This window comes from Actinokineospora iranica, from assembly GCF_900101685.1.
GTDB lineage: Bacteria > Actinomycetota > Actinomycetes > Mycobacteriales > Pseudonocardiaceae > Actinokineospora > Actinokineospora iranica.
This window is the reverse complement of record NZ_FMZZ01000012.1, coordinates 168,472-181,585: the sequence shown is the minus strand read 5'-3', so window position 1 is coordinate 181,585 and position 13,114 is coordinate 168,472. Positions and strand designations below refer to the sequence as shown.

Sequence of the window (13,114 nt, the reverse complement as noted above, 5' to 3'; positions counted from 1 at the left end):
GGCTGCCCTGCCGAAGGCGCGTCTGCCGAAGCCGGATTGTTTTGACTGGCGAGGAAAGCCGCCAACCGGCCTCCGCGTCGAGCGGGCGCGGTGGAGAAGCCGAGGTCCGGGGGTTGACGCGGGTTTCGCGATTCGGGTTGAGGCTCGTCCCAAGGGCGGGCCGCGATAGTGGTCAACCGGGCCAGGACGGCGTCCATCTGAGCTGTGCGGGTGGCGTTGGTTTGTGGCATAGCACCAACGCTAGGGACGAATCAAAGCCGCGGGTACTCGTCTCCGTCGTCTGTGGACAAGCTCGGCCTATGTGGACAACTCATTTGCCAAGATGGCCGGGGCAGAGTACAACGCCGAGAACTCCGGGTCCGGTGTGCGCGCCGATGACGGCGCCCAGCTCGGAAACCACGCAGCCCGCGGACTGCGGAATGCGCTCGTCCAAGCGGGTGGCCAGTTCGGCGGCGCGATCAGGGGCGGCGAGGTGGTGCACCGCCAGTTGAACCGGCTCGGCGCCCGCCGCGGCCACGGCCAGATCCACCAGGCGGGCCAACGCCCGGCTCGTCGTGCGCACCTTCTCCAACGGGACTATCTCGCCATCGTGGACGTGGAGGACGGGTTTCATCGACAACGCTGTGCCCAAAAGGGCGGCGGCGGCACCGATCCGTCCACCGCGACGCAGATACTCCAAAGTCTCCACGATGAAGAAGCTCTTGGTGTTCTCCGCCGCCGCTACCGCGACTGCTTCCACCTCCGCTCCCCCGGCGCCGTCCGCCGCGACCTCGGCGGCACGCAGGGCGGCGAATCCGAGGCCCATGGCTGTGGTGCGGGAGTCGACCACGCGGACCACGTCCGCGCCGACTTCCTCAGCGGCCAGCCGAGCCGACTCCCACGTCCCGGAGAGCCGCCGGGACAGGTGCACCGACAGCACACCGTCCGCCCCGCCGTCGAGGAGGCGGCGATATTCGGCGGCGAACTCGTCGGGGTTGGGACGGGAGGTCGTCACCACGCGGTGCCGCGTGAGCGCCTCCGCGAGTTCGCCGGGTCCGAAGTCCACGCCGTCGCGGCCCTCGCGATCGTCCACGTGCACCAACAGCGGCACCACCCGGACCGCGTGCCGGTCGGCGAAGCCTTCCGGCAGATACGCGGTCGAGTCGGTGACTACGGCGAACGGCACGATGCCGGAGCCTAGTTGGCCCGACGCGGGGAGACCATGTCACGCGCCGCGCGCGCGATCCAGCAGCGGTCCGACGACCTCCGCGAGGGCCTTGCCCGCCAGTTCGTGGCCCCGCCAGCCCCAGTGGATGCCGTCGACGTTGCCATGGCCGCTGAGCACGTGCTCACCGACGACGTCGGCCAGGTCGAGCAGGGACACGTTCGCGCTGTCCGCCCAGCGGCGGATCTGGGCCACAGCCTGGTCGCGGGCCGTGTGGACATACCCGTACGCCTGAGACCGGTGCACTCCGGGGAGGATGGCGACGGCGGGCAGGTCGGGCCGCAGGGCGCGGACGGCGACCAGGGTCTCATCGAGATAGCGGACGGTCAGCCCGGCGGGCAACGCGACGGGTTTGCCTCGCGTGGCGCGCGCCAACCAGGGAAGAGCCGACAGGTAGGTCTGCCGGACACAACGGCGCAGGCCGTCCGGGCGCAGGTAGCGAATACCCTGCCGCAGGTAAGTGGGTAGAGGCGAGGGCAGCGTGTCCATGCCACCGACGGCGAGGACCAGAACGTCGGCGTTCGGAAGCTGAGCCCACACTCGGGGGTCGCCGACGAGCGACCAGTACGCGTCGCGGGCGGTCCAGCCGAACCCCGCGAACAACTCGGCACTGCCGCCGATGGCGGCCGCCGCGAGGTTCGGCCAGAGGCGGGGATCGTCGGCGGGGTGGGGACCGTCTGGACCGTGGAAGGTCAGGGAGTCGCCGAACATCAGCACGGTTGGCGACGCCATGTCTAGCCGGTGATGCCCGCGTTGTACGCGATCAGGCGCCACGCCAGGCCACTGGTCTCCCGACGGGCCAGCACTGTCCAGTGACAGTTGCTGATGCCGCCAAGCTGCCACCAGTTGACCACCGGCAGCCCCAAGAGGCTGCCGGTAAGCGCGGTAATCAGGCCACCGTGCGCGCACAACACGGCGGTCTCTTCGGTTCCCTCGTCCAACGCGGTGACGACTTCGGTGGCCCGGGCGGCGACCTCGACCCGGGCCTCCCCGCCCGGCGGGGTCCACGTCGCGTCGGTCTGCCACCGGGCGCGGCCACCAGGCCACTCCTCGTCGACCTCCGCGCTCGTCTTGCCCTGCCAAAGACCGAGATTCGTCTCCCGCAAGCGCTTGTCAATGCGCAGCGGCACGCCGATCGCCTCGCTGAACACGGTGGCCGTGTCGGTGGCGCGGCGCAGGTCGGAGGCCACGATGACGTCCGGGGAGAACCGGGCCAGCGCGGGCACGGCGAACCGGGCCTGGTTCCACCCGACCTCGGTCAGGTTGGAGTCGAGGTGGCCCTGCATCCGTCCGGAGGCGTTGTAGTCGGTCTCCCCGTGCCGCCAGAGCACGAGTCTGCGCAATGTCACGGGGCGCTGTCCTCCTCCGCGGGTGGCGCCGCGTCGAACTCGATACGCGGGCAGTCCTTCCACAGCCGCTCCAGGCCGTAGAACGAGCGCTCCTCCGCGTGCTGGATGTGCACCACGACGTCGACGAAGTCGAGCAGGACCCAGCGGCCTTCGCGGGCGCCCTCTCGGCGAACCGGCTTGGTGCCCGCCTCGCGCATCTTGTCCTCGACGTTCTCCACGATCGCGCCTACCTGCCGCTCGTTGGCGGCGGAGGCGATCACGAAGCAGTCTGTGATCACGAGCTGGTCGGAGACGTCCAGCACGATCACGTCGCTGGCCTTCTTGTCCGCGGCCGCGTTGGCCGCGACCAATGCCAGTTCGCGTGCGTCGTGCGTCGCTGCCACGTCACTCCTCAGTCCGGTTCTCGATAGGTTGAACCCGTCGAGACTACCCGTGCCCGCACCTCGGTTGGCGAGGAAGGACCGGTTGGGGGCTTGTCTGTCACTGTTCGGGCGCGTAAAGGCCGCGCTTGGAGATGTACTGGACGACGCCGTCGGGGACGAGATACCAGACCGGATCCCCCGCGGCGACGCGTTTGCGGCAATCGGTCGAGGAGATCGCCATCGCTGGGACCTCGATAAGGCTCACCGACCCGCTGGGCAGATGCGCGTCCTTGAGGTGGTACCCCGGCCGGGTGACGCCGACGAAGTGGGCCAGGGTGAACAGCTCGTCCACGCGGTGCCAGGACAGGATCTGCTCCAGGGCGTCCGCGCCGGTGATGAAGAACAACTCGTCGTCGGGGTAGGTGGCGCGCAGGTCGCGCAAGGTGTCGACGGTGTAGGTGACGCCCTTGCGGTCGATGTCTACCCGACTGACGGAGAACCGGGGATTGGACGCGGTAGCCACTACCGTCATCAGGTAGCGGTCTTCGGCCGCGCTGACCTCCCGGTCGCCCTTCTGCCAGGGCACCCCGGTCGGGACGAAGATGACCTCGTCGAGGTCGAACCGGGCCTGCACCTCGCTCGCGGCGACCAAGTGCCCGTGGTGCACCGGGTCGAAGGTGCCGCCCATGATCCCTATCCGGCGCGCCATGGCCGGAGCCTACGACGGCGCGAGCGCCGCGTCTTGGGGTGTGGGGATGTGTGGGCGACGTCTCCGACGGGGGGCGTTCGACGCACGCCGCCCACACATCATGTGCCGAGCCTGGCGGGGCCGAGCCGTGCACTCGCCCCTCCTGCCCGCGATGGTGAGACGCGTGTCCGCACGGCGCGTGACGCCGGTCTGCGGCGCTGTTCAAGATCTCGAGTTATCCACAGGCGGGCCGTGGGCGGTTCGACGCCCGTCGGCGCGGTGGGGTAAGCACGAGGTGTGGACGAAACAGCATTGCGGACTTCCGCGGAAGACCGGCTCCGCGCCCTGGCGGGCCCGGACGCGCGGCTGCGCGATGACCAGTGGACGGCCATCGAGGCGCTGGTGGCCGGGCGCAGGCGGGCGCTGGTCGTGCAGCGCACCGGATGGGGCAAGTCCGCGGTGTACTTCGTGGCCACGGCGCTGCTGCGGGAGCTGGGCGAGGGGCCGACGGTGATCGTGTCGCCGCTGCTGGCCCTGATGCGCAACCAGGTGGAGGCCGCGGCGCGGGCTGGGGTGCGCGCGGCCACGATCAACTCGGCGAACCCGCAGGACTGGGAGGCGGTGCACGACGCGGTCGCCGACGGCGAGGTCGACGTGCTCCTGGTGAGCCCCGAACGGCTGAACAATCCGGACTTCCGGGACGCCGTGCTGCCCAAGCTCACGGCGTCGGCCGGGATGCTGGTGGTGGACGAGGCGCACTGCATCTCCGACTGGGGCCACGACTTCCGGCCCGACTACCGCAGGCTGCGAACACTGCTCAGCGAGCTGCCCGACGGCGTCCCGGTGCTCGCCACGACGGCCACGGCCAACGACCGGGTGGTGCGCGACGTCGCCCAGCAACTCGCCTTGGCCGAGAGCGACGCGCTGGTGCTGCGCGGCCCGCTCGACCGGGAGAGCCTGCGGCTGGGCGTGTTGCGGCTGCCCACGGCGCAGGCCCGGCTGGCGTGGCTCGCCGAGAACCTGGCCTCGTTCGCCGGGTCGGGGATCATCTACACGCTCACGGTCGCCGCAGCCGAGGAACTGGCCGCGTTCCTGCGTGAGCGGGGGTACGAGGTGGCCGCGTACACCGGGCGCACCGAGCCCGCCGACCGGCAACGCGCCGAAGAGGATCTGCTGGCGAATCGGGTCAAGGCGCTGGTGGCCACGTCCGCGCTGGGCATGGGGTTCGACAAACCCGACCTCGGGTTCGTGGTGCACGTGGGCGCGCCGCAGTCACCGATCTCCTACTACCAGCAGATCGGCCGTGCGGGTCGTGGCGTCAAGCGGGCGGACGTCGTGCTCCTGCCCGGCACGGAGGACCGCGACATCTGGTCCTACTTCGCCTCATTGGCGTTCCCCGCCGAGCACGTGGTGCGCGCCGTGCTCGGGGCTCTCGACGACGCGGGGAAAGCCCTGTCGACACCGGCCCTGGAACCGAGGGTGGACCTGTCACGGGGGCGGCTGGAGATGGTGCTCAAGGTGCTCGACGTCGACGGCGCGGTGCGACGCGTGCGCGGCGGGTGGGAGTCGACAGGAGCGAGCTGGGAGTACGACGCCGATCGGTACCAGCGGATCGCGGCGGCGCGGGAGGCAGAGCAGCGGGCGATTCTGGACTACCAGGCGACCGACGGCTGCCGTATGGAGTTCCTGCTGCGCCAACTGGACGACCCGCACGCCGCGCCGTGCGGCCGGTGCGACAACTGCACCGGACAGCGGTGGAGCGCCGAGGTCTCCGGCGCGGGCGTTGCCGCGGCAGAGGAGCGGCTGCGCAGGCCCGGCGTGGAGGTGACGCCGAAGAAGCAGTGGCCGACGGGCATGTCCGCGCTCGGCGTGCCGTTGTCGGGGAAGATCGCCCCGGGGCTGGCCGCGGAGACGGGTCGAGCGCTGGGACGGCTGACCGACATCGGCTGGGGCAACCGCCTGCGTGAGCTGTTCGCCGCGTCCGAGGACGACGTGGTTCCCGACGACGTGTTCAACGCCTGTGTGAAGGTGCTTTCCGCCTGGGGTTGGGCGGAGCGGCCGGTGGGAGTCGTCACGGTGGGCTCGAGCAGGCGGCCTCGGCTGGTGTCGAGCTTCGGCGAGCGAATCGCGGCCATCGGCAGGCTTCCGCTGCTGGGCGAGGTCCACAGTGGGCGGTCGGCGCCACAGGCGAACAGCGCCCAGCGGCTGGCCTGGCTGTGGAACTCGCTCCAGGTGCCGGACGAGTTGGCGGCGCGGGTGGCTGAGGTGACAGGGCCGGTGCTGTTGGTCGACGACCGGATCGACACGGGGTGGACCATGACGGTGGCCTCGGCGCTGCTGCGCAAGGCGGGCGCGGATGGGGTGATGCCCTTCGCCTTGGCGACGACAAGCTGAACCCGAAACGCGCCTGCCACAGACCCGCTGCCGCTGGGCGTGACAGGGGTCCCGCACGCTACCGCCCCGCTGCGGACCTGGGAGCGAGCCTGGCGGGGGCCCGTGCCAGGCTCGGCGGTGGGGACGCCGAGTGTGGGACCGTGCGCGCACCTCTGGCAGGGCTCTGGCCTGCCGCGTCTTCACCTGCTTCACCAGGGCGGGGCGTGTCGCTCATGGGGGCGTAGGACGCGTCGATATCGACGTCTCGCCTGCTCGCGCACGCCCGAAGCGGGCCCCATTTGGCAGGGGTCTGACAGCGATGCGTGCCGGCGGCAGCGGACCGGACTCTGTGCTGGTGGTCCGCCTGCGGCGCTGGTCAGCGGCGGCTGCCAAAGCCAGTGCCTGCGGGCGGTGGCGCGGCCCGGCTGTGCGGTGGCGGGTGGACGCCGTCAACGGGATGGGGCAGAGGCTCCGCACGGCGAGAATGCCGAAGGTGATCGGCGAACGATGCGGCGCGCGAGGTCGACCAGCGGGCGCGGTCACCGGGCGCGGCGACCGACCAGCGGTGTCGGTCAGTGGAAGTCGGTCAACGGTGCCGGTCAGCGGGGGGCAACCAGCGGTGCCGGTCAGGCTGCCGGTAACCGGCCAGCGTGCCGGTCAATGGTGCCGGTGATCGGCCAACGGTGTCGGTCAGTGGGAGCCGGTCAACGATGCCGGTCAGCGGGGGCAACCAGCGGTGCCGGCCAATGGTGCCGGTGATCGGTCAGCGGCGTCGGGTGTGGCGCTTTGTGAACGGGTCACCATGAGCTACACGCAGGCTAGCCGTTCCTGGTGGCCGAGCCGGTGAAGCAGCTGACCGGCCAGGCAGGGAAGGATGAGACCCGCGTCGATCAGTGGCGGTGGAGGGGGACCAGGTCGTCGGCGTGGACCACTTCTCGGCGGCGGTTCGCGGGGAGGTTGTGGGTGGAGTGGCCGATCATGGTGGCGAGTTCGGCCGCGTCGAAGTTGGTGATGCCTCTGGCCATGACTTTGCCGGTGGTGTCGGCCAGTTCGACCACGTCGCCCGCTTGGAACTCGCCTTTGGTGGCGGTGATGCCCGCGGCCAGCAGGGAGCGGCGGCGGTCCACGACCGCGGTGACGGCGCCGTCGTCGAGGGTGAGGACGCCGGAGGCGTCCGCGGCGTAGCCGAGCCAGAAGCGGCGGGAGGTGAGGCGGCGGCCGCTGGTGGCGAATGCGGTGCCCACGTCCGCCCGGTGCAGCGCCTGCTGGGCGTCAGCGGCGGCGGCCAACAGGACCGGCACGCCCGCGGCCGAGGCCAGGCGGGCGGCGGCCAATTTGGAGGCCATGCCGCCGGTGCCCAGGCCCGACGCCCCGGTGGCGCCTGCCTCGACGCCCTCCACATCGGACTCGTCGGCTACCTCATCGATGCGGCGGGCGGCGCCAAGGCGGGGGTCGCCGTCGTAGAGTCCGTCCACATCGGACAGCAGGATCAGGGCGTCGGCGCCGATCAGGTGTGCCACCAGGGCCGCCAGACGGTCGTTGTCGCCGAACCGGATTTCCTCGGTGGCCACCGTGTCGTTCTCGTTGACGACGGGGACCACGCCCAAGGCAAGCAGCCTGGACAGGGTCCGCTGGGCGTTGCGGTAGTGCGCACGGCGCACGACGTCGTCCGCGGTCAACAGGACTTGACCGACCTGCAAACCGTACCGGCCGAACGACGCGACATACGCATGGCCCAACACGATCTGGCCCACACTGGCCGCCGCCTGCTGGGTCGCCAGGTCGCGCGGGCGGCGGGTGATGCCCAGGGGGAGTATGCCCGCCGCGATGGCACCCGACGAGACCAGGACGACCTGGCTCCCCGCGGCGCGGCGCGCGGCCACCGCGTCGACCAGAGCGTGTAGACGGGCTGGGTCGAGGCCGCCCGCGGCCGTGGTGAGCGACGACGAGCCGACCTTCACCACGACCAAGCGGGCCGCGGCGACGGTGTCGCGGGTGGCGGAGCGGGCGGTGCTCACTCGTCTTCTGGGCGGGTTCGGCGGGCGATCTTGGCGGCCTTGCGCTCGTCCGCGCTGACGCGCTCGTTCTGCTCCAGGCGCGGGTCGCTGCCCCGGCCGTGCATCATGATCGCGACACCAGCGGGCGTCGACGGCTCCCAGTCGAAGGTGACGCCGCCGATGGTGACCGGGCAGCCCGGGCGCGCGCCCGCCTTGGCCAGCGCTTCCTCCACGCCCAGGCGGGCCAGGCGGTCGCCCAGGTAGCCCACGGCCTCGGTGTTGTTGAAGTCGGTCTGGCGCACCCACCGCTCGGGGCGCTCGCCGCGCACGATGAAGCCTTCCTCGTCCTCCGGGTCGGCGACCACGGTGAAGCCCGCGTCGTCGACCGCGGTGGGCCGCAGGACGACCCGGGTGGACTCGGGCGCGGGCTTGCTCGCCCGGTCGTCCTCGATGATCTTGGCCAGCGCGAAGCTCAGCTCCCGCAGCCCCTCCCGGGACGCGGTGGACACCGCGAACACCGGCAGGCCGCGCGCCTCGATGTCGGGCCGCACGAACTCGGCCAGCTCGCGGGCCTCGGGCACGTCGATCTTGTTGAGCACGACGAGCCGGGGCCGGTCGGCGAGGTCGCCGCCGAGGGCCGGGGTGTAGCGGGCCAGCTCCTCCTCCAGCGCGTCGATGTCGGAGATCGGGTCGCGGTCCGCCTCGTAGGTGGCGCAGTCGATCACGTGCACCAGCACCGAGCAGCGCTCGATGTGGCGCAGGAAGTCCAGGCCGAGGCCCTTGCCCTGGCTGGCGCCCGGGATCAGCCCGGGCACGTCGGCGATGGTGTAGACCGACTCCCCCGCGGTGACGACCCCGAGGTTGGGCACGAGCGTGGTGAACGGGTAGTCGGCGATCTTCGGCTTGGCCGAGGACAAGACTGAGATCAGCGACGACTTACCCGCCGACGGAAAGCCGAGCAGGCCCGCGTCGGCAACCGAGCGCAGTTCCAGCACCAGGTCGCGGGTCTCCCCCGGCTCGCCGAGAAGGGCGAACCCGGGCGCGCGGCGGGCCTTCGAGGACAGCGCCGCGTTGCCGAGGCCGCCGCGACCGCCCTGGGCGGCGACGAACCGGGTGCCGTGGCCGACGAGGTCGACGATGATCTCGCCGTTCTCATCGAGGACGACGGTGCCGTCGGGCACCTTCAGCTCAAGGTCTTCCCCGGTGGCGCCGTCGCGGTTCGCGCCCTGGCCCTGTTTGCCGCTGGCGGCGTCGGCGTGCGGGCGGAAGTGGAAGTCGAGCAGCGTGTGCACGTTGCTGTCCACGACCAGCACGACGTTGCCGCCGTTGCCGCCGTTGCCGCCGTCAGGGCCGCCGAGCGGCTTGAACTTCTCGCGGTGCACCGAGGCGCAGCCATTGCCGCCGCTGCCCGCGGCAACATGGATGACCACTCGGTCGACGAATCGGGACACCAGGGGTTCCTCTCAGAAAACACGAACGAGGGGCGGGCCGGATGCGCTCCAGCCCGCCCCTCGTCGGGGGTCTAGCGTCGGTCCGGTCGCTACTCAGACCTCGACCGGGACGATGTTGACGGTCTTGCGACCGCGCTTCGAGCCGAACTCGACCGCGCCAGCGGTCAGCGCGAACAGCGTGTCGTCCTTGCCGCGGCCGACGTTCACACCGGGGTGGAACTTGGTGCCGCGCTGGCGGATCAGGATCTCGCCGGACTTGACGACCTGGCCGCCGTAGCGCTTCACACCGAGGTACTGGGCGTTGGAGTCGCGCCCGTTACGGGAGCTGGATGCGCCCTTTTTGTGTGCCATGGCTGCTCAGGTCCTCTACTTGGTGATGCCGGTGACCTCGACGCGGGTCAGCTTCTGACGGTGACCCTGTCGCTTGTGGTACCCGGTCTTGTTCTTGAACTTGTGGATGCGGATCTTCGGGCCCTTGGTCTGCTCGACGACCTTGCCGGTCACCGAGACCTTCGCCAAAGCGCCCGCGTCCGTGGTGACGTCGGTGCCGTCGACGACGAGCACCGCGGCGAGGCTCAGCTCAGTGCCCGGCGCGCCCTCGAGCTTCTCGACCTCGACGACGTCGCCGACAGCCACCTTGTACTGCTTGCCGCCGGTCTTGACGATCGCGTACATCGGGACGGAAGTCTCCTGCTACTAGACGATGGGGGCCATGCGCGCCCTGATGTTCGGCAGTAAATCTCCGAACCGGGCTTCGCACGACACAGCCCACCGAGCGGCGGGCCGTGTCACAGGTTACGTGCCTTATCCAATCAGGGTCAAACCGGGGTGGCTTAACCGGAGCGTGATGCCTGCCATCACCCTTCCTGGGTCACCGCGACCGGCGGGCCCGCTGGCCGGGACGCGGCCCGGCGAGCGGTCCTGCGGCGCGGCGCGGCGGACGCCACGGCCGCTGGCCGGGGCTCCGCTGCCACCGGCGCGGCCTCGGCGACCGGCTGTGGCTCGCTCACCCGCGCCTGCTGGCCGTTGCGGCCGTGGTCGCGCTCCACGACCGGCTCGGGAACCGACCCGTTGCGCTCGGCGTGCTCCGCGGCCACCGGCTCGGCCGCGGCCTGCTCCGCGGCCTTGCTGGTCGCCTTGGCGATGTCGCGGACGGCGACCTTGGCTGCCTCGTCCTTGACCGGGTCCTTCGCCAGGTCCTTGACCTGGCCCCGGCCCTGGTCCTTGGGCTCGTCCGAGCCGCCGCGGCCGCGGTTGCGCCTGCCTTGCTGCTGTCCCCGGTCCTGCTGGCGGCTCTCCTGCTGGCGGTTGTCCTGCTGGCGGTTGTCCTGCTGACCGCTGGGTTGGGGAGCCTGCGCCACCGCGGCTGTGGGCGCCGACATCTTGGGCTCGGTCGAGACCACGACACCACGGCCCTTGCAGTGCTCGCAGGTGGTGCTGAACGCCTCGAGAAGGCCGGTGCCGACCCGCTTGCGGGTCATCTGCACGAGGCCGAGCGAGGTGACCTCGGCCACCTGGTGGCGGGTGCGGTCGCGGCCGAGGCATTCGGTGAGCCTGCGCAGCACCAGGTCGCGGTTGGATTCGAGCACCATGTCGATGAAGTCGATGACGATGATGCCGCCGATGTCGCGCAGTCGAAGCTGCCGGACGATCTCCTCAGCCGATTCCAGGTTGTTCCGGGTGACGGTCTCTTCGAGGTTCCCGCCGGACCCGGTGAACTTGCCGGTGTTGACGTCGATGACCGTCATGGCCTCGGTGCGATCGATCACCAGGTAACCGCCGGAAGGCAGCCAGACCTTGCGGTCGAGAGCCTTGAGCAGCTGCTCGTCGACGCGGTGTTCGGCGAACACGTCCTTCGGTCCGACGTGCCTGCGCACGCGCTCAAGCAGCTCGGGGGCCACGTGGCGGACGTAGGCGTCGATGGTCTCCCAGGCGGTCTCGCCCTGGACGACCAGCGAGGTGAAGTCCTCGGTGAACAGGTCGCGGACGACCTTGACCAGCAGGTCGGGCTCCTCGTAGAGCAGCGAGGGAGCGCCTGCCTTCTTGACGCCGTTGGCGCCTTCGGCCTTGTCCTTGATGACCTGCCACTGGGCCTGCAGGCGCCGCACGTCGCGGCCGAGTTCCTCTTCGCTGATGCCCTCCGACGCGGTGCGGATGATCACGCCCGCGTCCTCGGGGACGATCCGCTTGAGGACGTCCTTGAGCCTGCGCCGCTCGTTCTCCGGCAGCTTGCGGGAGATGCCGGTCGCCCCGCCACCGGGCACGTACACCAGGAAGCGGCCGGGCAGGCTGATCTGCGTGGTCAGCCGGGCGCCCTTGTGGCCGACCGGGTCCTTGGTGACCTGGACGAGCACGCTGTCGCCGGTGGAGAGAGCCTGCTCGATCTTGCGCGCCTTGCCTTCGAGACCGGCGGCGTCCCAGTCGACCTCACCGGCGTAGAGCACGGCGTTGCGGCCCCGGCCGATGTCGACGAACGCGGCCTCCATGCTGGGCAGCACGTTCTGGACCCGGCCCAGGTAGACGTTGCCGACCAGCGACCCGGTGCCAGACGATGTGACGAAATGCTCGACGAGCACGCCGTCCTCCAGGACGCCGATCTGCGTGCGGTCGCCGTGCTCGCGCACGACCATCGCCCGGTCGACCGCCTCGCGGCGGGCCAGGAACTCCGCCTCGGACAGGATCGGGGCGCGCCTGCGGCCCGCCTCCCTGCCGTCGCGGCGGCGCTGGCGCTTGGCCTCCAGCCGGGTCGAGCCGCGCACGCTGCGCACCTCGTCGCGGGCGTTGGCCGACTCGGTCTTCTCGTCGCGCGCCTCGCGGGACTCACGGACCTCGCGGACGTGCACGACGGTGTTCGGCGGGTCGTCGACGGTGGCCTCGGCCTCGTTGTCGTCCCCGCCCTTGCGGCGGCGGCGACGGCGACGGCGACGGGTGGCTCCCTCGCCGGTCTCCTCCGCTTGGTCGTCTCCGACGTCGGCGGACTCGGCCTCGGGTTCCTCGGCCTCGGGCTCCGACTTGCCGCGCTGCTCGTCCTCGGTCTGCTCGACGCCCTCGTCCGCGGCGCCCTTGCCGCGGCCTCGGCCACGGCGGCCGCGCCTGCGGCGGCGGCTGGCCGAGCCCTCGTCCTCCTCGTCCCCGGCGTGCTCCTCGGCATCGACCGGCTCCGGCTCCGGCTCGCGGATCGGCTCCCGGACGGGCTCGCGGGCGGGTTTGGGGGCAGCCGCCGGGGGCTCCGGCGGCAGGAACAGCGGCGACGCCGATGCGAACACCGGGGTCGGCGGGACGCGCCGGGGAGCGCTCTCCGGTTCGGGCGCGAGCACCGCAGCGGTCGCGGCGTCGACGACCTCCGGCTCGACATCGGCGGTCTCGACCTCCCACGGCGTGTCGGCGGTGAGCGCGGCGGCGACCCGCAGCGCGGTGTCCTTGGCGACGCTGGACTGCGCGCCGCGCACCGGCTCACCGAGGTCGGCGAGCGCGGCGATGACGTCCTTGCTGCTCACCTCGAGCAGCTTGGCGAGCGCGTGGACGCGCACCTTGGCCGGTAGGTCGGCCAAGGCGGCGTTGGTGGGTGTGGTGGCAGCCCCGCCGGTGGATCCGGCAGGGGTCGACATATCCGACATGTAGCTCCTCCGCCCCCGGGCGCGTCGTCCAGACGCGGCCGCTCAGGGGCCTAGTTGTCATTTCCACCGCGCG

General features: G+C 71.2%; 11 protein-coding genes. 1 reads left to right on the top strand and 10 read right to left on the bottom strand.

Annotated features, from left to right (window positions below):
- Positions 1–310: 310 nt before the first annotated feature.
- The 5 genes from BLS56_RS23020 to nadD form a co-directional block, all read right to left on the bottom strand.
- Positions 311–1,165 (bottom strand): DegV family protein, encoded by an 855-nt coding sequence (locus BLS56_RS23020; protein WP_091454676.1) that lies wholly within the window; start codon positions 1,163–1,165, stop codon positions 311–313.
- A gap of 39 nt (positions 1,166–1,204) precedes the next feature.
- Positions 1,205–1,936 (bottom strand): diglucosylglycerate octanoyltransferase, encoded by a 732-nt coding sequence (octT, locus tag BLS56_RS23015; protein ID WP_091454674.1) that lies wholly within the window; start codon positions 1,934–1,936, stop codon positions 1,205–1,207.
- Between the two features lie 2 nt (positions 1,937–1,938).
- On the bottom strand, positions 1,939–2,553 hold the full coding sequence (locus tag BLS56_RS23010) for a histidine phosphatase family protein (protein WP_091454671.1): 615 nt from the start codon (positions 2,551–2,553) through the stop codon (positions 1,939–1,941).
- Entirely contained in the window at positions 2,550–2,936 is a 387-nt protein-coding gene (gene rsfS, locus BLS56_RS23005) for a ribosome silencing factor (RefSeq protein ID WP_091454668.1), read from the bottom strand. Before rsfS ends, BLS56_RS23010 begins: the two co-directional genes overlap by 4 nt.
- 97 nt (positions 2,937–3,033) lie before the next feature.
- Positions 3,034–3,624 (bottom strand): nicotinate-nucleotide adenylyltransferase, encoded by a 591-nt coding sequence (gene nadD / locus BLS56_RS23000; protein ID WP_091454667.1) that lies wholly within the window; start codon positions 3,622–3,624, stop codon positions 3,034–3,036.
- A 276-nt stretch (positions 3,625–3,900) separates the two neighbouring features.
- Between nadD and BLS56_RS22995 the strand changes: the two genes are divergently transcribed.
- Positions 3,901–5,997: a RecQ family ATP-dependent DNA helicase gene (locus tag BLS56_RS22995; RefSeq protein WP_091454664.1), complete on the top strand. Its 2,097-nt coding sequence runs from the start codon at positions 3,901–3,903 to the stop codon at positions 5,995–5,997.
- An 869-nt stretch (positions 5,998–6,866) separates the two neighbouring features.
- Here the strand turns inward: BLS56_RS22995 and proB are convergent.
- The 5 genes from proB to BLS56_RS22970 form a co-directional block, all read right to left on the bottom strand.
- Entirely contained in the window at positions 6,867–7,994 is a 1,128-nt protein-coding gene (gene proB, locus BLS56_RS22990) for a glutamate 5-kinase (RefSeq protein ID WP_091454662.1), read from the bottom strand.
- The gene (gene obgE, locus BLS56_RS22985) at positions 7,991–9,427 is read right to left on the bottom strand and encodes a GTPase ObgE (protein WP_091454659.1); all 1,437 of its coding nucleotides are present in this window, start codon (positions 9,425–9,427) and stop codon (positions 7,991–7,993) included. Before obgE ends, proB begins: the two co-directional genes overlap by 4 nt.
- Positions 9,428–9,517: 90 nt before the next feature.
- Positions 9,518–9,775 carry a 50S ribosomal protein L27 gene (gene rpmA, locus BLS56_RS22980; RefSeq protein WP_091454656.1) on the bottom strand — a complete coding sequence of 86 codons (258 nt, stop codon included), beginning with the start codon at positions 9,773–9,775 and terminating at the stop codon, positions 9,518–9,520.
- A 15-nt stretch (positions 9,776–9,790) separates the two neighbouring features.
- Complete coding sequence (gene rplU, locus BLS56_RS22975) at positions 9,791–10,099, bottom strand: 50S ribosomal protein L21 (RefSeq protein ID WP_091454655.1); 309 nt, start codon at positions 10,097–10,099, stop codon at positions 9,791–9,793.
- Positions 10,100–10,281: 182 nt separating this feature from the next.
- A complete protein-coding gene (locus tag BLS56_RS22970) occupies positions 10,282–13,041 on the bottom strand; it encodes a translation initiation factor IF-2 N-terminal domain-containing protein (protein WP_091454652.1) in 2,760 nt (919 codons plus the stop codon).
- Between the last annotated feature and the right edge of the window lie 73 nt (positions 13,042–13,114).

Coding starts and splice junctions, on each gene's coding strand:
- octT (WP_091454674.1), bottom strand. CDS start 1,936: ATGGCGTCGCCAACCGTGCTGATGTTCGGCGACTCCCTGACCTTCCAC.
- nadD (WP_091454667.1), bottom strand. CDS start 3,624: ATGGCGCGCCGGATAGGGATCATGGGCGGCACCTTCGACCCGGTGCAC.
- rpmA (WP_091454656.1), bottom strand. CDS start 9,775: ATGGCACACAAAAAGGGCGCATCCAGCTCCCGTAACGGGCGCGACTCC.
- rplU (WP_091454655.1), bottom strand. CDS start 10,099: ATGTACGCGATCGTCAAGACCGGCGGCAAGCAGTACAAGGTGGCTGTC.
- BLS56_RS22970 (WP_091454652.1), bottom strand. CDS start 13,041: ATGTCGGATATGTCGACCCCTGCCGGATCCACCGGCGGGGCTGCCACC.